We start from the raw sequence: 20982 nt of genomic DNA, 5'->3' as shown, positions 1-20982 counted from the left end.
GGCACCTTGCGACCAGTCCACCTGACCGATTGGATCGTCGACGTGCCGTACCCCCGCCTCCCCCTGACCGCCCTCCGCCGCGGCGACCACCTCGAGCGCCTCGCGCGCCTCGCCGTCGGCCTCGTGCTCTACGGGGTCGCCCTCGCGCTGATCGTCAGGGCCGGCATCGGGCTCGCCCCGTGGGACGTCCTGTCGACCGGCATCGTCGCGCAGACCGGCCTCTCGTACGGGGTGGTGGTCGTCGCGACCAGCGTGCTCGTGCTGCTGGCGTGGATCCCCCTGCGCCAGCGGGTCCGGTTCGGCACGGTCGCGAACACGATCACGATCGGCCCGGTCGCCGACGTCGTGCTCCGGGTGCTGCCCGAGCAGACGGCGTGGTGGGCCCAGGGCCTCACCTTCGCGCTCGGCCTCGCCCTGCTCGCCGTGGCGAGCGGCCTCTACATCAGCGCCGACCACGGGCCCGGGCCGCGCGACGGCCTCATGCTCGGCCTCAACCGACGGCTGGGCTGGCGGATCGGCGTCGCGCGCACGGCGATCGAGGTGACGGTGCTCGCGATCGGCTGGCTCCTCGGCGGCCAGGTCGGGATCGGCACGGCCCTCGAGGCGCTGCTGATCGGCCCGATGGTCGCCGTGACCATCCCCGCGCTGGCCCGACGCCGCCCGGCGGCCGAGACCCCGGGCGCGCCGCCCGCCGCGACGCCCGCCGAGCCCTCCCCCGGGGCGCCGACCCGCGACTCCTCGACGCCTGTCGCCGACCTGCCGGAGGCGCGCCTCCCCTGAGCCCGGAGCCCCCGGTACGAGACTGTTCGGAGCCCGCCCGACGGATCGGGAATGAACGCCGCCACCCCCGAGTTGACAGTCCCTCGCCGCGGAGTAGAGTCGCCGCTCGTGACTGACGACGTCCGGTCGCCGAAGCGGTGGCTGATCGGCGAACCCCTCCCCTCCGAGAAGCTCGAGGGGCAGCTGCTGCCGAAGCACCTCGCGCTGCCGATCTTCGCCAGCGACCCGTTGAGCTCGGTGGCGTACGCGCCGCAGGAGCTCCTGATGATCCTGCTGATCGGCGGCCTCGGGTTCCTCACCCTCGCGCCGTGGGTCGCGGTCGCGGTCGTCGTGCTGCTGCTCGTGGTCGTCGCGTCGTACCGCCAGCTGATCAAGGCCTACCCGTCGGGAGGCGGCGACTACGAGGTCGCCCACCGCAACCTCGGCGAGAAGGCCGGCCTCGTCGTGGCCTCCGCGCTCCTGGTCGACTACGTCATGACGGTCGCCGTGTCGGTGGCCTCCGGCGTCGACAACATCATCTCGGCAGTGCCCGAGCTGGCGCCGATCCGGGTCGAGCTGGCGGTCTTCTTCGTCATCGTGCTTGCCGCGGTGAACCTGCGGGGAGTCCGCGAGTCGAGCAAGGCGTTCGCCGTGCCGACCTACCTCTTCGTGTCGAGCGTGTTCGTGATGATCGTGATCGCCCTGGTGCGCACGGCCCTCGGCGACCCGCCCGTGGCCGAGAGCGCCGAGTACACGGTGCAGGCCGACCAGCTGACGCAGGCGGCGTTCATCCTCCTGCTGCTCCGGGCGTTCTCGAGCGGCTGCTCGGCGCTGACCGGCGTCGAGGCGATCGCCAACGGCGTGCCGGCCTTCCGTCGCCCCAAGGTGCAGAACGCCCAGAAGACGCTCGTGCTCATGGGCGGCATCGCCATCGTGCTGTTCGCCGGCCTCGTCGCCGTCGCGCTGATCGCGAAGGTGCACTACGCCGAGGACGCCTGCGACCTGCAGGGCTTCGTCGACTGCGAGGGCACGCCGCAGCGCAGCCTCATCGCGCAGATCGCGAGCGCCGTGTTCGGCGGCTCGCTGTTCGGCATCCCGTTCTACCTGATCCAGGCGTGCACCGCGGCGGTGCTGCTGCTCGCGGCCAACACGGCGTTCAACGGGTTCCCGCTGCTCGGCTCGATCCTCGCCCGCGACCAGTACGCGCCGAAGGCGCTCAACACGCGCGGCGACCGCCTGATCTACTCGAACGGCGTCATCGTGCTCGCCCTGGTGGCCTGCGCCATCCTGCTCGTGTACCAGGCCAGCGTCACAGGCCTGATCCAGCTCTACATCATCGGCGTCTTCGTGTCGTTCACGCTCGGACAGACCGGCATGGTCGTGCACTGGACCCGCATGCTGCGCGAGGGCTGCGCCGACCGCGGCGCCGTCTACCGGGCCCGCGGCATCAACGCCTTCGGGGCGCTGCTCACGGCCTCGGTGCTGATCGTCGTGACGGTGACGAAGTTCACGCACGGCGCCTGGCTGGTCTTCGTCATCATGCCGATCCTGTTCACGCTGATGCTCGGGGTGAACCGCTACTACCGCGACGTGCTGGTCGAGATCGAGCCCGACGCGACCACTCAGTTCGGCTCGCACGGCGACCACGCCATCGTGCTGGTCGGCACGATGCAGAAGCCCGTGCTCAAGGCCCTCGACTACGCCATCGCGGCGCGGCACGAGTCGCTCGAGGCGATCCACGTCGGCATCGACGACGACTCGACCGCGCGGCTGCAGCGGCAGTGGGCGGAGCAGAACATCGAGGTGCCGCTGCGCATCGTGCCGTCGCCGTACCGCGACATCAGCATGCCGCTGATCAAGTACATCAAGGCACACCGCGAGGAGCACGGCAGCGAGGTCGTGACCGTCTACACGCCGATCTACATCGTCGGCCACTGGTGGGAGGCGGCGCTGCACAACCACAAGAGCCGGCGCATCCGCCAGAAGCTCATGCTCGTGCACGGCGTCACCATCTCGCTGGTGCCGTGGCTGCTCGACTCGTCCGAGGTGCTCTACGGCCGTCGCTCGCGGCCGGTGCCCGGGCAGGACCGTCGCGGCGAGCCCATCCGCCCCCTGCCGCGCAAGCCGCTGGGGCCGGTGAGCGCCGCCGAGGGCCAGGGCGCCGGAGGCGCGGGTCCGGCCGGCCGGGCCGGCGCGGCCGTCGAGGGCGGTGCCGTCGGCCTCGGGCTGGCCGAGCCGCTGACGACCGACACCGGGTCCGTCCGCACTCCCGCGTCGCCCCACGGTGCCGCGGGGGCCGGCTCGACCGGCGCCCCTGCGGGCAAGGGCAAGGGCTCGCGGAGCGCCGCCGCCAAGGCCGCGCGCAAGGCGCGCTCCACCGCGCGCAACAGCCCCGGCGGCTCCGCCTCCCGCCGCAAGCGCTAGCGGCCGCGGGCGGCACCGCAGCGCCCTCCCTCCCCCACCTCCCTGGGGCGCCGCCCCGCGCCTCCCCCGGTCGCTCCTGTGGCACATGCCGACCGCGGGCCCTGCAACACCGGGAAATTCAGGTACCAGAGCGCCCGGTCCAGCCCGATGGTCGGCATCTCCGCCCCCGCGCCGCGGAACTTCGTGATCCGAGAGTGATCGGCGGTCAACGCACCAGCGTTCCGCACATCTGCGGCCGTCCGGCGCGGATCCCACTCGGATCGGGGCCAGAGGGAGGCACGGGGCACGCCCCCGGCACCCGCCCGCGTCGTCAGTCCCCTAGCGCCACACCGTCCGCGGCCGCAGCAGCCGGTGACGATCCGCAGCCCCGCCGGCAGCCCCGCCCGCCTCACCACCGGACTCGCCGTCGAGCAGCAGCTGCAGGGCGGCCGACGCGACCTCCTCGAGGGGCTGCTGCACGCTTGAGAAGCCGAGGGCGGCCGCCACCGGGGTGTCGTCGTAGCCGACGACGCGCACGCCGGGGCCGACGACCGTCGACGCCCCGAGCGCGAGGGTGTCGCTGGCGCACACGACGGCGTCGAGGCCGCCGCCCTCGAGCAGCCCGTGCACCGCCGCGGCCGCGACCGACACGGAGTCCTCCAGGTGCAGGTCGAGCGCGTCGAGGGCCTCCGGCGAGAGCCCCGACCCCGCCGCCATCGCCTCGCGCCAGCCGCGCCTCCGGTCGTTGCCCGCCCCCGACTCGGCGGGCCAGCCCACGAAGGCGATGCGCCGCGCGCCGTCGTCGAGCAGCGACCGGGTCGCCGACGCGATGCCGTGGCGTCCGTCGACGTCGACCCAGCGGTGTCGGGGGTCGTCGACGTCGTCGAGCCCCCAGGGGCGGCCGAAGGTGACGAACTCGGCGCCGGCCGCGATCAGCCACTCGGTGCGGGGGTCGTCGAACGAGGTCGAGGTGAGCACGAACCCGTCGACGTCCGCCCCGTCGAGCAGCCGGCCGAACTGGGCGATCTCGTCGGCGGGGCTCGCGGCCGTGTAGAGCAGGATCCGGTAGCCGCGCCGGTCGGCCTGCTCCGTCACCGCGTGCAGGAACCTGTCGAGCACGGCGCCCGAGATGCCGTTCTGCACCGGGTCGAGGCGGACGCCGATGGTGGAGCTCTTCCGCGTGCGCAGCCGACGGGCCGAGGCGTGCGGGCGGTAGCCGAGGTCGGCGATGGCCTTCTCGACCCGGCCGCGGGTGTCGGGGCGCACGACGGCGGGGGCGTTCAGCACGTTCGACACGGTCTGTCGCGAGACGCCGGCCGCCTCGGCCACGTCGCTGACCGTGGGGAGTCGCGGTGTCGGCACCGAGGGCACGCCCACCTCCGCTCCCGGCCCGCCCCGCTGACCGGCCTGCCGTCACGCTACCCCAGCGGGTCGTCCGCCCCGCGCGGTCGTGCTTGACAGCCGCGAGGGCGGCTGCCTACTCTGACGTCACCGATTTGATCGATCAAATATGAACGATCAAGACAGCACCCCGACCGCACCACCTCGCAACGACGCGACGAGAGGCCCCTCATGCAACGACGCACCGCCCGGCTGGCAGCAGCCGCCGCACTCACCACGATCTCCGTGCTCGGGCTCACCGCCTGCGGCGGCTCCGGCTTCAGCGACACCTCCGACGGGGCCGGCGCCTCCGGCGAGCTGACCTCGAGCGACGACGCCCTCAGCGTGCTCATCGCCGCCAGCGGCGACGCCGAGGCGACCGCCGTCACCGATGCGGTGGCCGCCTGGTCGTCCGAGTCGGGCACCGGTGCTGAGGTGAGCGTCGCCTCCGACCTGCCCCAGCAGCTGAGCCAGGGCTTCGCCTCCGGCGAGCCGGCCGACGTGTTCTACCTCTCCACCGACGCCCTCGCGGGCTTCGCGGGCAACGGCAGCCTGCTGGCCTACGGCGACCGGCTCAGCAACGCCGACGACTTCTACCCCGCCCTCGTCGACAGCTTCACCGTCGACGACCAGTTCTACTGCGCCCCGAAGGACTTCTCGACCCTCGGCCTGATCATCAACGACGACATGTGGGCCGAGGCCGGCCTCACCGACGCCGACGTGCCCACCGACTGGGACGGCCTGCGCGAGGTCGCCGCCGAGCTCACCACGGCCGACCACGTCGGTCTGGCGTTCAGCCCCGAGTACGCCCGCGTCGGCGCCTTCATGGCGCAGGCCGGCGGCACCGTGACGAACGCGGAGGGCACCGAGGCGACCCTCGACTCCGACGAGAACGTCGAGGCGCTCACCTACGTGCAGGAGCTCCTCGCGAGCGGCGACGCCGCCTACTCGAGCGACCTCGGCGCGGGCTGGGGCGGCGAGGCCTTCGGCACGGGCGCCGCGGCGATGACCATCGAAGGCAACTGGATCGCCGGCGCGATGAGCGCCGACTACCCCGACGTCTCGTACCGGGTGGACGAGCTGCCCGCCGGCCCCGGCGGCCAAGGCACCCTCCAGTTCACGAACTGCTGGGGCATCGCCGCCGACAGCCCCAACCAGGAGGCGGCGGTCGCGCTGGTCGAGCAGCTCACGGGCACCGACCAGCAGCTGGCCTTCGCCGACGCCTTCGGCGTGATGCCGTCGATCGAGTCCGCCGCCGAGGAGTGGAAGTCCGCGAACCCCGACGAGGCCGCCTTCCTCGACTCCGTCGAGTTCGCCCAGGGCGTCCCGACGCAGGACGGCTCCGCCGCGGTGATCGCCGACTTCAACTCGCAGCTCGCGGGGCTCGAGGACGGCGACCCGACGACGATCCTCGAGTCCGCGCAGCAGAACTTCGCCGCGATCCTCGACTAGGCGCCGACCATGACCGCCGTCGTCACGAAGCCCCCGCGTCGCCGCAGCGCCGCGACGCGGGGGGAGAGCCTCTCTGGCTGGCTGTTCGTCGCCCCGATCCTGGTGATCCTGGGCCTGTTCCTCGCCGTCCCGGTGCTCATGGCCCTCTGGGTCAGCGTCTCCGACTGGACGGGCCGGGGGTCCCCCTTCGCCGCCGGCGTCGGATTCGTCGGGCTCGACAACTACCGTGAGCTCCTCTCGGGCGGCGGCCTCGCCGAGCGCGACTTCGGCATCAGCCTCCGCAACAACGCCTGGTACGTGCTGCTCGTGGTGCCGATCCAGACGGCGGTCTCGCTGCTGCTGGCGGTGCTGGTGAACCGGCAGGTGCTGCGCGGGCGCGGCTTCTTCCGCACCGCCTTCTACTTCCCGTCCGTGACCAGCTCCGTCGCGATCACCGTCCTCTGGCTCTTCCTGTTCTCGCAGAGCGGGGCGGTCAACAAGGCGCTGTCGTTCGTCGGCGTCACCGGCCCTGCCTGGTTCAACGACGCGAGCGGGGTGCTCCACAACCTGCTCGGGCTCGTCGGCGTGACCCGCCCGCCGGCCTTCCTCGCCGAGCACACCGCCCTCGGCGTGACCCTCTGGGACTGGCTCGCCGGCCCCTCCGTCGCCATGTCGGCCTTCATCCTCATGGCCGTCTTCACGACCAGCGGCACGTTCATGCTCCTCTTCCTCGCGGCGCTGCAGAACCTCGGCGGCGACGTGCAGGAAGCCGCGATGATGGACGGCGCGAACGGCTGGCAGCGCTTCTGGAGCATCACCCTCCCGCAGCTCCACCCCACGCTCTTCACCGTGCTGACCCTCGGCCTCATCGGCACCTGGCAGGTCTTCGACCAGATCTACACGGGCACGCAGGGCGGGCCGCAGAAGACGACCCTCACGCCGGCGTACCTCTCGTACACCTCGGCCTTCAGCGACCAGGAGTGGGGCCGCGGCGCCGCCATCGCCTTCGTGCTCTTCGTCATCATCGTCGCGCTGACGATCCTCCAGCGCATCGTGCTCCGCGAGCGCGCCGTCTCGAGGCGCCGCACGGCGCTCTACACGACAGGAGCCGGACGATGACCGCGACGCTGCCCCGCGAGGGCGCGACCCCCACGCCCTCCCCCCTCGCCGCGCCTCCCGCCGCTCCCCGCCCCGCGGGCCGGCCTCGGCGCAGCTCCGCCCGGGTGGCCGGCACCTCGGTGCTCTACGCGGTGCTGATCGTGATCGCGGTGATCTACATCGCACCGTTCCTCATCAACGTCGCGACGTCGTTCAAGACCGACCCCGAGGCCGCGTCCGACCCGCTCTCGCTCATCCCGGCCACGGCGACCACGGCGGCGTACCGGCAGCTGTTCCTCAACAGCGACTTCCCGACCTGGTTCGCCAACTCGGCCGTCGTCACGGTGTTCGTGACGGCCGGGCGCGTGTTCTTCAACTCGCTCGCGGGCTACGCCCTGGCGCGGCTGCAGTTCCGGGGCAGGGACCTCATCTTCGTGCTGCTCGTCGGCGTGATGGCCGTGCCGACCGTGGTGCTGCTCATCCCGAAGTTCCTCGTCATCAACCAGCTCGGCATGTACGACTCGTACTCGGGCATGATCGTGCCGCTGCTGACCGACGCGGCGGGCGTCTTCATCATGAAGAACTTCTTCGAGTCGATCCCCCGCAGCGTCGAGGAGCAGGCGCGCATCGACGGCGCCGGCACCTTCCGGGTGTTCTGGTCGATCGTGCTGCCGATGGCGCGGCCGGCCCTCGTGACGATCGTCATCCTGTCGTTCCAGGGCTCGTGGAACGAGCTCTCGCACTTCATCGTCTCGACCCAGTCCCCCCAGCTGACCACCCTCACCAAGGGCGTCGCGAGCCTCGCCTCCGGGCAGCTCAGCCAGGGGTCGCAGTACCCGATCAAGCTGGCCGCCGCGGCGATCATGACCGTGCCCGTCGCGCTCGTGTTCTTCGTCTTCCAGCGCCGCATCATGAACGCCAGCGACGGCGCGGTGAAGGAGTGAGCCCCACCGGCCCCCTCCCCACGCCCGCCCTGACCCCCGGAGCACCGACATGACCGAGACCGCCGCCCGCCCCCGCCCCGCCGACCAGCGCGACGGCGTCGACGACCAGGCCAGCACCGAGCGCCACGGCCTCCAGCCCTTCCTCGCCGCCGAGACCGTCGTGCTCCGCGCCCCGGCGCAGGCCTGGTCGTCCGACGACGGCACGATGGGCCGGGCCGCGGTGCACGGCTTCTACCTCGGCGACGTGCGCCTCGTCGACGAGCTGACGCTGACGGTCGACGGGCGCGTGCCCGAGACCGTCGCGACGGTCGCCGTCGACGCGTCGACGCTGCGGGTCGAGTCGCTGCTGCGCGGCGTCGACGACCGCGGGGCCGACCCCGGAGTCCGCCTGTCGGTGCTGCGCTCGGTCGACGTGGGCGGCATGCGTGACCGGCTGACCGTGACGTCGCGGCTCGACCGCGAGCTGACGCTGACCGTCGCGCTCGCGCTGCGGCCCGACGCGGCCCCCCTCGAGCTGGTCAAGGCCGGGCTGCCGGGCGGGCGCCCCGACGACGTGACGGTCGCGGGCGACGGCGCCCGCGCCTCCTGGACCTCCGACGGCGTCGCCGTCTCCCTCGACGCGGCCGGCGTCGACGGCGGTGCCGGAGGCGCGGTGCAGCACGACGGCACCCGTCTCGTGGCCACGTGGCGGCTGGTGGTGCCGCCCCGGGCCTCGGCCTCGGTCGCCCTCGCCCTCACCGCGTCGCGCCCCTCCCCCGTCGTCGCCGGCGTCGTGGGCCCGCTCGCCTGGGCCGCGCCCGACCCGGCGCCGCGCGATGACCGGCTGGCTCGCTGGCTCGACCGGGCGCACGACGACCTCGCGGCGCTGCGCCTCACGACGGCCGACGAGCCGGGCGACGTCTTCTACGCGGCCGGGGCGCCGTGGTTCTTCACCCTGTTCGGCCGCGACTCGATCTGGGCGGCCCGCTTCACGCTGCCCCTCGACCGCACCGTGGCGGCGGGCACGCTTCGGGCCCTCGCGCGCCTGCAGGGCACCGCCTCCGTGCCCGACACCGCCGAGCAGCCGGGCAAGGTGATGCACGAGCTGCGGCAGCAGACCCTCACCATCCCCGGCGAGGGGGTGAGCCTCCCCCCGCTCTACTACGGCACGGTCGACGCGACTCCGCTCTGGGTCTGCCTGCTGCACGACGCGTGGCGCTGGGGCCTGCCCGACGCCGAGGTCGAGGCGCTGCTGCCCGCGGCGGAGGCGGCCCTCGCCTGGATGCGCGACAGCGGCGACAGCGACAGCGACGGGCTGCTCGAGTACGTCGACGAGACGGGGCACGGCCTCGCCAACCAGGGCTGGAAGGACAGCGGCGACAGCGTCCAGTGGCGCGACGGCCGCCTGGCCGAGGGGCCGATCGCGCTCTGCGAGGTCCAGGCGTACGCCTACGAGGCGGCGACCCACGGCGCCGACCTGCTCGACCACTTCGGCCGCGAGGGGGGCGCCGCGTGGCGGGCGTGGGCGGCGCGCCTGCGCGACAGGTTCCGCGACTCCTTCTGGGTCTCCGACGCGGCCGGGGCCTACCCGGCGATCGCGCTCGACGCGGCGAAGCGGCCGGTCGACACCGTCACTAGCAACCTCGGCCACCTGCTGGGCACGGGCCTGCTCGACGAGCACGAGGAGGCGCTGGTCGCCGCCCGGCTCGTCTCGCCCGAGCTGGCGGCCGGCTTCGGCCTCCGCACCCTGTCGAGCGACGCCGCGGGCTTCTGGCCCCTGAGCTACCACGGGGGCAGCGTGTGGACGCACGACACTGCCGTCGCGGTCTCAGGCCTCGCGCGCGCGGGCTTCGACGACGAGGCGCGCTCCCTCGCCGAGGGCCTGCTCGCGGCGGCGCCGTCGTTCGACCACCGCATGCCCGAGCTGCACTCCGGCGACGACCGCGGCGAGGTGCCGTCGCCGGTGCCGTACCCGGCGTCGTGCCGTCCGCAGGCGTGGTCCGCGGCCGCCGCCGTCGCGGTCTGGGCGGCCACCCACGACGTCGCGCCGCCCCACTGACGACCGCCCCCGCGCCCCCGGCACAGCACCCGCTCGGGGGGACGGGGGCGGCGGGGCCCCGTGATAAGATCGTGTCCAGTTTTGCAACTGTCATCTGTCGGCTGTACCCGGTTCGTCCGACACCGTTTCCGGGCCGAGAGCAGAGGGGGTCACGCATGGGGCGCGGCCGTCAGAAAGCCAAGCACACCAAGGTCGCCAGAGAGCTGAAGTACTTCAGCCCTGACACCAACTACGGTGCGCTCGAGAAAGAACTCGCCACGAAGAGCGACTCGGGCGACGAGTACGTCGACAAGTGGGCCGACGACTTCGTCGACGACGAGTACGACGCTGGCCACGAGCACGACAAGAGCGCCTGAGCCGACGGCTCACGAGCGCGATCCGAGACGACGGGGCTGACCGGCATGGCTCTCACCTGGGAACAAGTGGTGGTCGACTCGAGCGACCCCGCCGCCCTCGCCGCCTGGTGGGCTGAGGCCCTCGGCTGGGTGGTCGTCTCGACGGGCGACGACGAGCCCGAGATCCGGCCCGCGCCCGACGTGCTGCCCGGCCTCCTGTTCGTGCACGTCGACGAGCCCAAGACCGTGAAAGACCGGCTGCACCTCGACTTCCGACCCGACAGCCGCGACGAGCAGGCCGCCGAGGTCGACCGTCTCATCGGGCTCGGGGCGACGCGCGTCGACGTCGGACAGGTCGACGCGTCGTGGGTCGTGCTCGCCGACCCCGAGGGCAACGAGTTCTGCGTCCTCTGACGAGCGCGGCAGAGCGGCACCGCTGACCAGCACCGCTGAGGAGCGGCCGAGCGGCGAGGGGCGTCGAGCGGCGACCCCCAGGTCGCGGCGATCAGCCGAGCGGCCCCCAGGTCGCGGCGATCAGCCGAGCGGCCCGCAGGCCGCGGCGTTCAGCCGAGCACCGACGCCTGACGGAACCGCGGCGGCCGATCGCCCCGTGGCGACGGGCCGACGACACGCGTCCGACCGATCAGCCGTGCCTAGCCGACGAACTGCGCGAGCACCGGCAGCAGCCCCACGGCGACGACGGCGACGAGCCCTGTCGCAGTGACGACGGCGACGCGGCGGCTGCTCCGGACCGGCGTGTAGCCAGGGCGACGAGCAGCGGAGGCGGCCGGCACCCGGGAGGCGCGGGTCGAGCGGGCGGGCAGGGCGTGCGGGTGCGTGGTCATGATCTGGTCGACTCCTTCGTCGTCCGTCCCGACGTCGTCGTCGGGTCGCGCCCCGGAGGGCGTGCGCTGATCCTACGGCGCGACGCCCGCCGCCGCACCCGCATCCTCGGCCGCCCTTTGAGATCGGCCACCGTCTCGCCACCTCGGCCACCCCGTCTCCCCCGACCGGCCCCGCCGACCCGCCCCGCGCCTCCTCGGGGCACATGCCGACCATCCGGCCGCCCGAGCCCTTCTGGTACCCGGATTCCTCCGTATTGCAGGCTTCCCGGTCGGCATTTACAGGAAAACGGAGTCGCGGCCAGCGAGCAGCGTCCCCCGAGTCGCGGCGAGCGAGCGGCGACCCCGACCCCGACCCCGCCCCGCCCCGCGCGACCTCAGCCGGCGTACGCCCCCACGAGGCGCACGGCCCCGCCGTCGACGCCCTTGGCGCCCTGCTCGAAGCCGCTGAGGTCGCGGGTCGACGTGGCGACGGTGCCGACCTGCCACGTCTCGACGCCGTCGGCCGCGAGGGCCGCGGTGACGGCGGCGGCGCGGTCGGCCGCGACGACGGCGATCATGCCGATGCCGAGGTTCCAGGTGCCCTCGCTCGACTCGAGCGTCGATCCGGCGAGCTCGCTGAGCACGCGGAAGACGGGCGCGGGCGACCAGGTGGTGCGGTCGACCTCCGTCCACGACCCGCGGGGCAGCACACGGGCGAGGTTCGCGGCGATGCCGCCGCCGGTGACGTGGCTGAGCGAGTGCACGGCCCCGGCGAGCGCCGGGTCGTCGAGCACGCGCAGCAGGGGCGCGGTGTAGAGGCGGGTGGGCTCGAGCAGGGCCTCGCCGAGGGTGCCCGAGAGCTCGTCGACGCTGTCGGTGTAGCCGAGGTCGCGCGAGGCGAGGATGTGCCGCACGAGCGAGAAGCCGTTCGAGTGCAGCCCCGACGACGCGAGGGCCAGCACGACGTCGCCGTCGACGACGAGGTGCTCGCCGAGCTGCGAGCCGGCCTCGACGACGCCCACCGCGGCGCCGGCGACGTCGTAGTCGTCGGGGCCGAGCAGGCCGGGGTGCTCGGCGGTCTCGCCGCCGACGAGGGCGGTGCCGGTCTCCGAGCAGGCGCGGGCGATGCCCTCGACGATCGACGCGATGCGGGCGGGCACGACGCGGCCGCAGGCGATGTAGTCGGTCATCACGAGGGGGCGGGCGCCGACGACGACGATGTCGTCGACGACCATGCCCACCAGGTCCTGCCCGATGGTGTCGTGCTTGTCGAGGGCCTGCGCGATGGCGACCTTCGTGCCGACGCCGTCGGTCGAGGTCGCGAGCAGCGGCCGGTCGTAGTCCTTGAGGAACGACACGTCGAACATCCCCGCGAAGCCGCCGACCCCGCCGACGACGCCGGGCCCGTGGGTGGCGCTGACGGCCGCCTTCATCAGCTCGACGGCACGGTCGCCCGCGGCGGTGTCGACCCCCGCCGCCGCGTAGGAGGCGCTGCTCGAGGGGGCAGGGGAGGTCACCATTCGTTCATCCGTTCGGTGTCGTGGCAGACTGACGCAGTAACCCCAACTCTACGGTCTGGAGCCAGATCCGCATGTGCGGCATCGTCGGTCTCGTCGCGCACGAGCCAGCAAATCAACTCGTCTACGACTCCCTCCTCCTGCTGCAGCACCGCGGCCAGGACAGCACCGGCATCGCGACCGCCGAGCGCGGCATCTTCCACGTGCACAAGACCAAGGGGCAGGTCCGCGAGGGCTTCCGCACGCGTGACATGCGGGCGCTGCTCGGCACGATGGGCCTCGGCCACGTCCGCTACGCCACGAAGGGCGCGGCGACGAACGAGCAGGAGGCGCAGCCGTTCTACGTGAACGCCCCCTACGGCATCGTCCTCGTGCACAACGGCAACCTCACGAACACGCGTGAGCTGACGAGCGAGCTCTTCCACGTCGACCGCCGGCACCTCAACACGAACAGCGACACCGAGCTGCTCGTCAACGTGCTCGCCCACGAGCTGCAGGAGCAGGTCAACGGCACCGACCTCGACCCCGAGCAGATCTTCGCCGCGGTCACCCGCGTGCACGACCGGGTGCAGGGCTCGTACGCCGCGATCGCGATGATCGCCGGCCACGGCCTGCTCGCCTTCCGCGACCCGTTCGGCATCCGACCGCTCGTGCTCGGCCGCCGGAAGGCCGCCGACGGGCAGCGCGACGAGTGGATCGTCGCGAGCGAGTCGCTCGTGCTCGAGTCGGGCGGCTACGAGATCGTCCGCGACGTCGCCCCGGGCGAGGCCGTGTTCGTCTCCCTCGACGGCGAGATGGTGTCGAAGCAGTGCCACGCGGCGCCCCGCCTGGTGCCCTGCTCGTTCGAGTACGTCTACCTGGCCCGGCCCGACTCCGTGATGAACGGCATCTCGGTCTACGACGCCCGCCTCCGCCTCGGCGACCGCCTGGCCGACACGATCGCGACCTACGCGCCGACCGGCGACATCGACGTGGTCATGCCCATCCCCGACTCGTCGCGGCCCGCCGCCATGCAGGTCGCCCGCAAGCTCGGCATCGAGTACCGCGAGGGCTTCTACAAGAACCGCTACGTGGGCCGCACCTTCATCATGCCGGGGCAGGCGGAGCGCAAGCGCTCGGTGCGCCAGAAGCTCAACGCGATGTCGAGCGAGTTCAAGGGCAAGAACATCCTCATCGTCGACGACTCCATCGTGCGCGGCACGACCTCGCGCGAGATCGTCGAGATGGCCCGCGCCGCCGGGGCGAACGAGGTCACCTTCACCTCCGCCGCGCCTCCGGTGCGCTACCCGCACGTCTACGGCATCAACATGCCGACCCGGCACGAGCTCATCGCCCACGACCGCAAGATCCCCGAGATCGCGCGCGAGCTCGGCGCCGACCACCTCATCTACCAGGAGGTGGAAGACATGCGCTCCGCCATCACCGAGGGCAGCGACGTCGTCGACCTCGAGATGAGCTGCTTCACCGGCGACTACGTCACCGGCTCGGTCACCCCCGAGTACCTGGCCTGGGTCGAGGCGAACCAGCTCAGCTGACCGTGAAGGAGGCGCGGGTCGGCCTGGGCGGTCGCGCCTCCCCCACGAGACGGTGGCCGACCCGCGCCGTCGTCAATAGGCTCGTCGCATGAGCGACCTCGGCTCCCCCGTGCCCCCCGACGACACCGCGACCGTGCGCCCGCCCGCGGTGCCCGAGAAGGCCCCGGCCCCCGGCGCCGCCCCGGCCGCGGCGCCGGCCCTCCGCATCGCCGGCCTCCGCAAGGCGTTCGGCCCCAAGGTGGCCGTCGACGGCCTCGACCTCACGGTGCCGCTCGGTTCCTTCTACGGGCTCGTCGGCCCGAACGGCGCCGGCAAGACGACCACCCTGTCGATGGCGACCGGCCTGCTGCGCCCCGACGCCGGAACGATCGAGGTGCTCGGCACCGACGTGTGGAGCGACCCCGTCCGCGCCAAGTCGCTCGTCGGCGTCCTGAGCGACGGCGTGGCCCTCTTCGACCGGCTGACCGGCGAGCAGCTCGTGACGTACCACGGCCTCCTCAACGGGATGGACCGCGCGACGACCGCCCTCCGCGTCGGCGACCTGCTCGACCTCCTCGACCTCCGCGAGGCGGGCGGCACGCTCGTCGTCGACTACTCCGCGGGCATGACCAAGAAGGTGGCGCTGGCCTGCGCGCTCGTCCACGCCCCGCGCCTCCTCGTGCTCGACGAGCCGTTCGAGTCGGTCGACCCGGTCTCGGCGGCGAACATCCGCGACATCCTGCACGGCTACGTGGAGGGCGGCGGCACCGTCATCGTCTCGAGCCACTCGATGGACCTCGTGCAGCGCATGTGCGACCACGTCGCCGTCGTGTCGTCGGGACGCGTGCTCGCGGCGGGCACGACCGACGAGGTGCGCGCCGGTTCCAGCCTCGAAGACCGCTTCGTCGAGCTCGTCGGCGGCCGGCAGCACGCACAGGGGCCCTCGTGGTTGCGCACCTCCTGAGCCTCCGCTGGCGGGTGATGCTGAACGGGTTCCGTCGCAGCACCTGGCAGCTGATCGCCGCGATCATCGGGCTCCTGTACGGCCTCGGCATCCTCGCCCTCCTCGTCGGTGGGCTGTTCGCGCTGTCGTTCGCGCCCGAGACCTGGGCGTGGACGGTCGGGGTGCTCGGCGGCTCGGTCGCCGTGCTCGGCTGGGTCGTCGTGCCGCTGCTGCTGCGCGGCGTCGACCAGACGCTCGCGATCTCGAAGCTGCGGGCGTTCCCGCTGCCGGCCGACCGCCTCCTCGTGGCCCTGCTGGTGTGCGGGGTGCTCGGCGTGCCGGGGCTCGTCACCCTCGTCGCCGGTGTCGCGACCGGGCTGAGCTGGTGGCAGCACCCGCTGTCGCTGCTCACCGCCGTCGTCTGCGGCGTCGTCGGGGTGCTCACCTGCATCGCCGCGTCGCGAGCGCTCGAGTCGCTGACCAGCTCGCTCGGCGCCCACCGGCGCTACCGCGAGGTGATGGGCGTGCTCGTCTTCGTGCCGCTCATCCTCGCCGGGCCCCTGATCGTGCTGGCGGGCACGGGCCTCTCGAGCCTGCGCGACGACCTGCCGAAGATCGCCGGGGTCCTCTCGTTCACGCCCCTCGGGGCCGTCTGGTCGGTGCCGGGAGACCTCGCCCTGGGCCGCCCCGGGGAGGCGGGGGTCAAGGCCCTGATCGCCCTCGCCACCCTGGCCGTGCTGCTGCTGCTCTGGCGCGTCGGGCTGCGGGCCGCGTTGGTCTCGTCGCCGGGCGCGGCCGCCTCGGGTCGCTCGAAGGGCCTCGGGCCGTTCCGCTGGTTCCCGGCGACGCCGACCGGCGCCGTCGCGGCCCGCACGGCCGTCTACTGGCTGCGCGACCCGCGCTACGGCGGCTCGCTCGTGATCGTGCCGCTGCTGCCGGTGCTCGCGGTGTTCCTCGCCGCGACGACGGGCAGCGACTGGCTGCTCTACGCGCTCGGCCCGGGCATCGCCGCCCTGCTCGCCGTGACCCTGTGCGCCGACGTGTCGTACGACGGCACCGCGTTCGCCGCGCACCTCTCCACCGGGGTCTCCGGCCGTGCCGACCGGGCGGGGCGCGTCATCACGCTCTCGCTCTTCGCGGTGCCCGTGGTGGTCGTCGCGACCCTCGTGCCCCTCGCCGTGCTCGGCGAGCTGACGAAGGCACCCGCCCTGCTCGGCATCGGCCTGGGCGTCATGCTCACCGGTTTCGGGGTCTCGAGCGTGGCGTCGACCCGCTTCCTGATGCCGGTGCCCGCGGCGGGCGAGAGCCCGTTCAAGTCGCCGCAGGGCGCCAGCCTGACGTCGGCGCTCGGCATGTACGCGGCGTGGGCGCTGTCGTTCGCGTTCGCGCTGCCCGAGATCGCGCTGGGGCTCGTCGCCCTGGCCCAGGGCAGCCTGCTGCTCGGGGTCGCGGCGCTGGTCGTGGGCCTGCTGCTCGGCGGGGTGCTCGTGGTGGTCGGCGTCGTGCGCGGCGGACGCTCGCTCGACGAGCGCGGGCCGGAGCTGCTCGCCCGGCTGCGGCGCGCCTCCGGCTCCTGATCCGCGGGGGGCTCTGCTCGAGACCCGGGGGCTCTACTCGAGCTCGCCCTCGACGGCGGGCTCGTCGGGAGCGTCGACGCTCTCGCGCTCGGCCCGCACCCGCTTGGCGCGGCGGATCGAGCTGCGGTCGGCGACGATCGCGACCGTGGCGCCGATCGCACCGCCGAAGGTCAGGCCCCACAGCGCGAAGTAGCCGTAGGTCGAGGCGATGCCCTCGCCCTCGTCGAACGGGAAGAGCGACGTGACGATCAACGAGACGACGACGCCCGCCATCGCGCCGACGATGAGGAAGACCGAGATCTTCGGCGCCCGCCGCACGCTGACCTCGTCGTGCGAGCGGTCGTCGACCACCGGGGCGTCGACCGCCGAGGCGTCGGCGTCGGGCTGCTGCGGGGAGTCGGGTGCGGTGGTCACGTCGGCCATTCTCCCAGAGCCGAGGTCGCGCGCACGCCCGGTGTCTCGGTGCCGAGCGGTCGTCAGCTCCGCGGCAGGCGGACCGGCACGTAGCCGGTGAGGTCGGCGCGGCTGCCCGAGGCCGAGACGAGGGCCTGGTCGACGGCCTCCTGCCAGGTGAGCGCACCGGTGGCGAGGCGGATGAAGGTGGCGGGGTCGGTCTCGACGACGTTGGGCGGGGTGCCGCGGGTGTGGCTGAGCCCCTCACGGAACTGCACCGCTCCCCAGGGCGGCACCCGCACCTCCACCGTGGCGCCGGGCTCGCCGTCGGCGAGCACCTGCAGCAGCCAGCGGACCGCGGTCGCGGTGACCACGCGGGAGGGCTGCGCGCCCTCGGCGAGCGCCGTCTGGGCCTCGCGCACGGCGGCCGCGCCGGTGCCGTCGTCGATCCTCGCCTTCGCCATGCGGCTCAACCTATACGGGCGGGCGCCGAGGGGCCCGGACGGCCCACTGGGTAGGATCGGCGCGTGCGAATCCTCGTCCTCGGCTCCGGTGCTCGCGAGCACGCCATCATCACCGCCCTGCTCCGTGAAGACGCGGGGCACGAGATCGTCGTCGCCCCCGGCAACGCCGGCATCGCCGAGCAGGTCGAGGTGGTGCACCTCGACCCGTCGAACGGTGCGGTCGTCACCGAGTACGCGCTCGAGAACGACGTCGAGCTCGTGGTCGTCGGCCCGGAGGCGCCGCTCGTCGCGGGCGTGGCCGACCCGCTCCGGTCGCGCGGCATCCCGGTCTTCGGCCCCGGCAAGGCGGCCGCCGCCCTCGAGGGCAGCAAGACCTTCGCCAAGCGCGTCATGGACGCCGCGGGCGTCCCCACCGGCCGGGCCACCCGGGTCGGCACCCTCGACGAGGCGGTCACGGTGCTCGACGAGTTCGGCGCCCCCTACGTCGTCAAGGCCGACGGGCTCGCCGCGGGCAAGGGCGTGCTCGTCACCTCCGACCGCGACGCCGCGGTCGAGCACGTCACCTACTGGCTGCAGCACGGCTCCGTGCTCGTCGAGGAGCACCTCGAGGGCCCGGAGGTCTCGCTCTTCTTCCTCAGCGACGGCCACACCGTCGTGCCGCTCAGCCCCGCGCAGGACTCGAAGCGCCTGCGCGACGGCGACGAGGGCCCGAACACGGGCGGCATGGGCGCGTACTCGCCGCTGCCCTGGCTCGCCGACCGCTTCGGCAGCGAGAAGGACTTCGTCGACGAGGTGCTCGACACCGTCGCGACGCCGACCGTGCGCCAGCTCGAGCACGAGGGGACGCCGTTCATCGGCCTGCTCTACGCCGGGCTCATCCTCACCGAGCAGGGCGTGCGGGTGATCGAGTTCAACGCGCGCTTCGGCGACCCCGAGACGCAGGTCGTGCTGCCCCGCCTCGTCACCCCGCTGAGCGGCCTGCTGCTCGCGGCGGCGACCGGGTCACTCGGCAACCACGAGGCTCCGCGCTTCGTGCCGACGCCCGCCGTCACCGTGGTGCTGGCGAGCGAGGGCTACCCCGAGGCCGTCGTCAGCGGGCGCGAGATCACCGGCCTCGACGACGCCCTGGCCGTCGCGGGGGTGCACGTGACGCACGCCGCGACCGCGCGGCTCGACGACCGGCTGATCGCCACCGGGGGGCGCGTGCTCAGCGTCGTCGCCGAGGGGAAGGACTTCGAGGAGGCGCGGGGCCGGGTCTACGAGGCCGTCTCGCGCATCCGGCTCGAGGGCTCGCAGCACCGCACCGACATCGCCGCGCGGGTCGCGGGCGGCGCCCGATGAGCGCGCTCGACCTGCCCGGCTGGAGCCACGCCTACTCGGGCAAGGTGCGCGACCTCTACGTGCCCGCGCCGGTGGTCGACTCGGTCGGCGGCGTCGCGACGCTCGACGACACCAGCCACCTGCTGGTCGTCGCCTCCGACCGCGTCAGCGCGTACGACCACGTGCTCGAGCCCGGCATCCCCGGCAAGGGCGCCCTGCTCACGCAGCTGAGCCTCTGGTGGTTCGCGCAGCTCGACGGCGTGCCGAACCACCTCGTCGACCCGACCACCGCGCCCGTCACGCTGCCCGAGCAGGTGCGCGACCGCGCGATGCTCGTGGCGCCGCTCGACATGTACCCGGTCGAGTGCGTCGTGCGGGGCTACCTCGTCGGCAGCGGCTGGGCCGAGTACCGCGAACACGGCACCGTCTGCGGCATCGCGCTGCCGGCGGGGCTGCAGAGCGGCGACCGGCTCCCCGAGCCGATCTACACGCCGGCGTACAAGGCGCCGCTGGGCGAGCACGACGAGAACATCTCGTACGAGCGCACCGTCGAGCTCGTCGGGCCCGAGGTCGCGGCCGCCCTGCGCGACACGTCGCTCGAGATCTACCGGCGCGCGGCGGTCGTCGCCGAGGCGCGCGGCGTCGTGCTCGCCGACACGAAGTTCGAGTTCGGGGCCGACCGGTCGACGGGCGCGCTGACCCTCGGCGACGAGGTGCTCACGAGCGACAGCAGCCGCTACTGGGACGCCGAGGCGTACTCGTCGGGCGACCGCACCGCGAGCTTCGACAAGCAGATCGTGCGCGACTGGCTGTCGGCGAACTGGGACGGCGAGGGCACCCCGCCCGAGCTGCCCGCCGAGATCGTCGAGCGGACGGCGGCGCGCTACCGCGAGCTGATCGAGCGGCTCACCGGCCGCTAGCCGCCCGGGCGTCAGCCGTCCGGCGTCGTCGAGACACTCAACGTCGTCGAGGCGCCCCTTGTAGGGCCCTGCCCGCCTCCGCGCGCCCAGGTAGCGTCACCTCGATCGCCGCGGGCCACGTCGCGCGACACGGGGAGGCGGCGACGGGAATCCCCACGCCCACCCCGAGGTTGCAGGTCGGTGACGCGTCATCGACCTGGTGACGCACCCCGAGACAGGGAGCGACCCATGACCGACGAGACCTCGGCGCCCGAGCCGACCCGCGACTCCCCGGCTGCCCCCGCCGCGGGGTCGCTCGACCTGCTCGCGCCCGACACGACCATGGGCGCGGTGACCCTGCGCGTCGCCGACCTCGACGGCATGACCGCGTTCTACCGCGACGCCGTGACGCTCGCCGTGCTCTCGCACGACGCGACCGCCGGCCGCAGCGTCCTCGGCCGCGGCACGACGCCGATCGTCGTGCTCGAGCACGCGCCCGAGCTGCGGCACGCGGCCGCCCGCGAGGCCGGCCTCTTCCACACCGCGATCCTCTTCGAGACCGAGGTCGACCTGGCGTCGGCGGTCTACGGCGTCGCCAGCCGGCACCCGGGCAGCTTCACGGGCAGCGCCGACCACCTGGTCAGCAAGGCCTTCTACTTCACCGACCCCGAGGGCAACGGCATCGAGCTGTACTGGGACCGCGACCGCACCGCCTGGTCGTGGACCCACGGCCAGGTCGACATGGCCACGCTCGCGCTCGACCCGAACGCCTTCCTGCAGCAGAACGTCCGCGAGGAGGCGCTGGTCGCCGCCGCCTCCCGCCCCGCCTCCGTGGGCCACGTGCACCTCAGCGTGGGCGACGTGGCGTCCGCCCACCGGTTCTACGTCGAGCAGCTCGGCTTCGAGACCACGACGCGCTTCGGGTCGCAGGCCCTCTTCGTCAGCGCCGGCGGCTACCACCACCACATGGCGATGAACACGTGGAACAGCGCCGGCGCCGGCCGTCGACAGCTCGCGCTCGGCCTCGGCACCGTGCGGATCGAGGTGCCGACCGGCGACGACCTCGGCGCCCTCGGCGAGCGCCTCGGCCACCACGGGGTGGCGACCCGCGACGACGGGCGGGTGCTGGGGTTCGACGACCCG

At 73.4% G+C, this 20982-nt stretch carries 19 protein-coding genes; 14 read left to right on the top strand and 5 right to left on the bottom strand.

Annotation, left to right across the window (positions count from 1 at the left end; translation table 11 throughout):
• Positions 1–6: 6 nt before the first annotated feature.
• Together ASF82_RS00155 and ASF82_RS00150 are read left to right on the top strand one after the other, a co-directional pair.
• A complete protein-coding gene (locus tag ASF82_RS00155) occupies positions 7–780 on the top strand; it encodes a YitT family protein (RefSeq protein WP_200931954.1) in 774 nt (257 codons plus the stop codon).
• 141 nt (positions 781–921) lie between these two features.
• On the top strand, positions 922–3183 hold the full coding sequence (locus tag ASF82_RS00150) for an APC family permease (protein ID WP_235491189.1): 2262 nt from the start codon (positions 922–924) through the stop codon (positions 3181–3183).
• A 318-nt stretch (positions 3184–3501) separates the two neighbouring features.
• On the opposite strand, the gene ASF82_RS00145 is transcribed toward ASF82_RS00150, so the two are convergent.
• Complete coding sequence (locus tag ASF82_RS00145) at positions 3502–4533, bottom strand: LacI family DNA-binding transcriptional regulator (RefSeq protein WP_235491112.1); 1032 nt, start codon at positions 4531–4533, stop codon at positions 3502–3504.
• 201 nt (positions 4534–4734) lie between these two features.
• Between ASF82_RS00145 and ASF82_RS00140 the strand changes: the two genes are divergently transcribed.
• The 6 genes from ASF82_RS00140 to ASF82_RS00115 all read left to right on the top strand — a co-directional run bounded on the left by ASF82_RS00140 (position 4735) and on the right by ASF82_RS00115 (position 10802).
• Positions 4735–5994 (top strand): extracellular solute-binding protein, encoded by a 1260-nt coding sequence (locus tag ASF82_RS00140; RefSeq protein WP_056051845.1) that lies wholly within the window; start codon positions 4735–4737, stop codon positions 5992–5994.
• 9 nt (positions 5995–6003) lie between these two features.
• On the top strand, positions 6004–7092 hold the full coding sequence (locus tag ASF82_RS00135; RefSeq protein WP_056051842.1) for a carbohydrate ABC transporter permease: 1089 nt from the start codon (positions 6004–6006) through the stop codon (positions 7090–7092).
• A complete protein-coding gene (locus tag ASF82_RS00130) occupies positions 7089–8015 on the top strand; it encodes a carbohydrate ABC transporter permease (RefSeq protein WP_056051839.1) in 927 nt (308 codons plus the stop codon). The genes ASF82_RS00135 and ASF82_RS00130 overlap by 4 nt, the downstream gene beginning before the upstream one ends.
• Positions 8016–8064: 49 nt before the next feature.
• Positions 8065–10053: a glycogen debranching N-terminal domain-containing protein gene (locus ASF82_RS00125; RefSeq protein ID WP_082514097.1), complete on the top strand. Its 1989-nt coding sequence runs from the start codon at positions 8065–8067 to the stop codon at positions 10051–10053.
• Positions 10054–10208: 155 nt separating this feature from the next.
• Positions 10209–10409, top strand: coding sequence for a DUF3073 domain-containing protein (locus tag ASF82_RS00120; protein ID WP_056051837.1), 201 nt, complete (start codon positions 10209–10211; stop codon positions 10407–10409).
• 45 nt (positions 10410–10454) lie between these two features.
• Positions 10455–10802, top strand: a complete 348-nt coding sequence (locus tag ASF82_RS00115) for a VOC family protein (protein ID WP_056051834.1) — start codon at positions 10455–10457, stop codon at positions 10800–10802.
• Positions 10803–11041: 239 nt separating this feature from the next.
• On the opposite strand, the gene ASF82_RS00110 is transcribed toward ASF82_RS00115, so the two are convergent.
• Positions 11042–11233 (bottom strand): hypothetical protein, encoded by a 192-nt coding sequence (locus ASF82_RS00110; RefSeq protein ID WP_056051831.1) that lies wholly within the window; start codon positions 11231–11233, stop codon positions 11042–11044.
• A 374-nt stretch (positions 11234–11607) separates the two neighbouring features.
• The gene (gene purM, locus ASF82_RS00105; RefSeq protein ID WP_185231091.1) at positions 11608–12732 is read right to left on the bottom strand and encodes a phosphoribosylformylglycinamidine cyclo-ligase; all 1125 of its coding nucleotides are present in this window, start codon (positions 12730–12732) and stop codon (positions 11608–11610) included.
• A 71-nt stretch (positions 12733–12803) separates the two neighbouring features.
• Here purM and purF point away from each other — a divergent pair, with 71 nt between their 5' ends.
• From purF to ASF82_RS00090, 3 genes are all read left to right on the top strand, one after another.
• A complete protein-coding gene (purF, locus tag ASF82_RS00100) occupies positions 12804–14264 on the top strand; it encodes an amidophosphoribosyltransferase (RefSeq protein ID WP_056051828.1) in 1461 nt (486 codons plus the stop codon).
• An 88-nt stretch (positions 14265–14352) separates the two neighbouring features.
• Positions 14353–15207 (top strand): ABC transporter ATP-binding protein, encoded by an 855-nt coding sequence (locus ASF82_RS00095; protein WP_082514093.1) that lies wholly within the window; start codon positions 14353–14355, stop codon positions 15205–15207.
• A complete protein-coding gene (locus ASF82_RS00090) occupies positions 15189–16763 on the top strand; it encodes a transporter (RefSeq protein ID WP_197982474.1) in 1575 nt (524 codons plus the stop codon). Before ASF82_RS00095 ends, ASF82_RS00090 begins: the two co-directional genes overlap by 19 nt.
• Before the next feature lie 33 nt (positions 16764–16796).
• On the opposite strand, the gene ASF82_RS00085 is transcribed toward ASF82_RS00090, so the two are convergent.
• Together ASF82_RS00085 and ASF82_RS00080 are read right to left on the bottom strand one after the other, a co-directional pair.
• Positions 16797–17177, bottom strand: a complete 381-nt coding sequence (locus ASF82_RS00085; RefSeq protein ID WP_156369860.1) for a hypothetical protein — start codon at positions 17175–17177, stop codon at positions 16797–16799.
• Positions 17178–17239: 62 nt separating this feature from the next.
• On the bottom strand, positions 17240–17620 hold the full coding sequence (locus ASF82_RS00080) for a sterol carrier family protein (RefSeq protein WP_056051822.1): 381 nt from the start codon (positions 17618–17620) through the stop codon (positions 17240–17242).
• A 63-nt stretch (positions 17621–17683) separates the two neighbouring features.
• Here ASF82_RS00080 and purD point away from each other — a divergent pair, with 63 nt between their 5' ends.
• The 3 genes from purD to ASF82_RS00065 all read left to right on the top strand — a co-directional run.
• Complete coding sequence (gene purD, locus ASF82_RS00075) at positions 17684–18961, top strand: phosphoribosylamine--glycine ligase (RefSeq protein WP_056051818.1); 1278 nt, start codon at positions 17684–17686, stop codon at positions 18959–18961.
• On the top strand, positions 18958–19860 hold the full coding sequence (locus ASF82_RS00070; RefSeq protein WP_056051815.1) for a phosphoribosylaminoimidazolesuccinocarboxamide synthase: 903 nt from the start codon (positions 18958–18960) through the stop codon (positions 19858–19860). Before purD ends, ASF82_RS00070 begins: the two co-directional genes overlap by 4 nt.
• A 321-nt stretch (positions 19861–20181) precedes the next feature.
• On the top strand, positions 20182–20982 hold an 801-nt coding region (locus tag ASF82_RS00065), incomplete at its 3' end, for a VOC family protein (protein ID WP_056055435.1).

It is taken from the genome of Frigoribacterium sp. Leaf164, from assembly GCF_001423665.1.
Taxonomy (GTDB): domain Bacteria; phylum Actinomycetota; class Actinomycetes; order Actinomycetales; family Microbacteriaceae; genus Frigoribacterium; species Frigoribacterium endophyticum.
The sequence above is the reverse complement of the archived record's forward strand: the minus strand, read 5'-3'. Positions and strand labels throughout refer to the sequence as shown.

Excerpts from the sequence above, each read along its gene's own strand:
- ASF82_RS00120 (WP_056051837.1), top strand. The coding sequence starts at position 10,209 with ATGGGGCGCGGCCGTCAGAAAGCCAAGCACACCAAGGTCGCCAGAGAG.
- ASF82_RS00125 (WP_082514097.1), top strand. The coding sequence starts at position 8,065 with ATGACCGAGACCGCCGCCCGCCCCCGCCCCGCCGACCAGCGCGACGGC.
- ASF82_RS00095 (WP_082514093.1), top strand. The coding sequence starts at position 14,353 with ATGAGCGACCTCGGCTCCCCCGTGCCCCCCGACGACACCGCGACCGTG.
- purF (WP_056051828.1), top strand. The coding sequence starts at position 12,804 with ATGTGCGGCATCGTCGGTCTCGTCGCGCACGAGCCAGCAAATCAACTC.
- ASF82_RS00080 (WP_056051822.1), bottom strand. The coding sequence starts at position 17,620 with ATGGCGAAGGCGAGGATCGACGACGGCACCGGCGCGGCCGCCGTGCGC.
- ASF82_RS00140 (WP_056051845.1), top strand. The coding sequence starts at position 4,735 with ATGCAACGACGCACCGCCCGGCTGGCAGCAGCCGCCGCACTCACCACG.
- purM (WP_185231091.1), bottom strand. The coding sequence starts at position 12,732 with ATGGTGACCTCCCCTGCCCCCTCGAGCAGCGCCTCCTACGCGGCGGCG.
- ASF82_RS00070 (WP_056051815.1), top strand. The coding sequence starts at position 18,958 with ATGAGCGCGCTCGACCTGCCCGGCTGGAGCCACGCCTACTCGGGCAAG.
- ASF82_RS00130 (WP_056051839.1), top strand. The coding sequence starts at position 7,089 with ATGACCGCGACGCTGCCCCGCGAGGGCGCGACCCCCACGCCCTCCCCC.
- ASF82_RS00115 (WP_056051834.1), top strand. The coding sequence starts at position 10,455 with ATGGCTCTCACCTGGGAACAAGTGGTGGTCGACTCGAGCGACCCCGCC.
- ASF82_RS00110 (WP_056051831.1), bottom strand. The coding sequence starts at position 11,233 with ATGACCACGCACCCGCACGCCCTGCCCGCCCGCTCGACCCGCGCCTCC.
- ASF82_RS00135 (WP_056051842.1), top strand. The coding sequence starts at position 6,004 with ATGACCGCCGTCGTCACGAAGCCCCCGCGTCGCCGCAGCGCCGCGACG.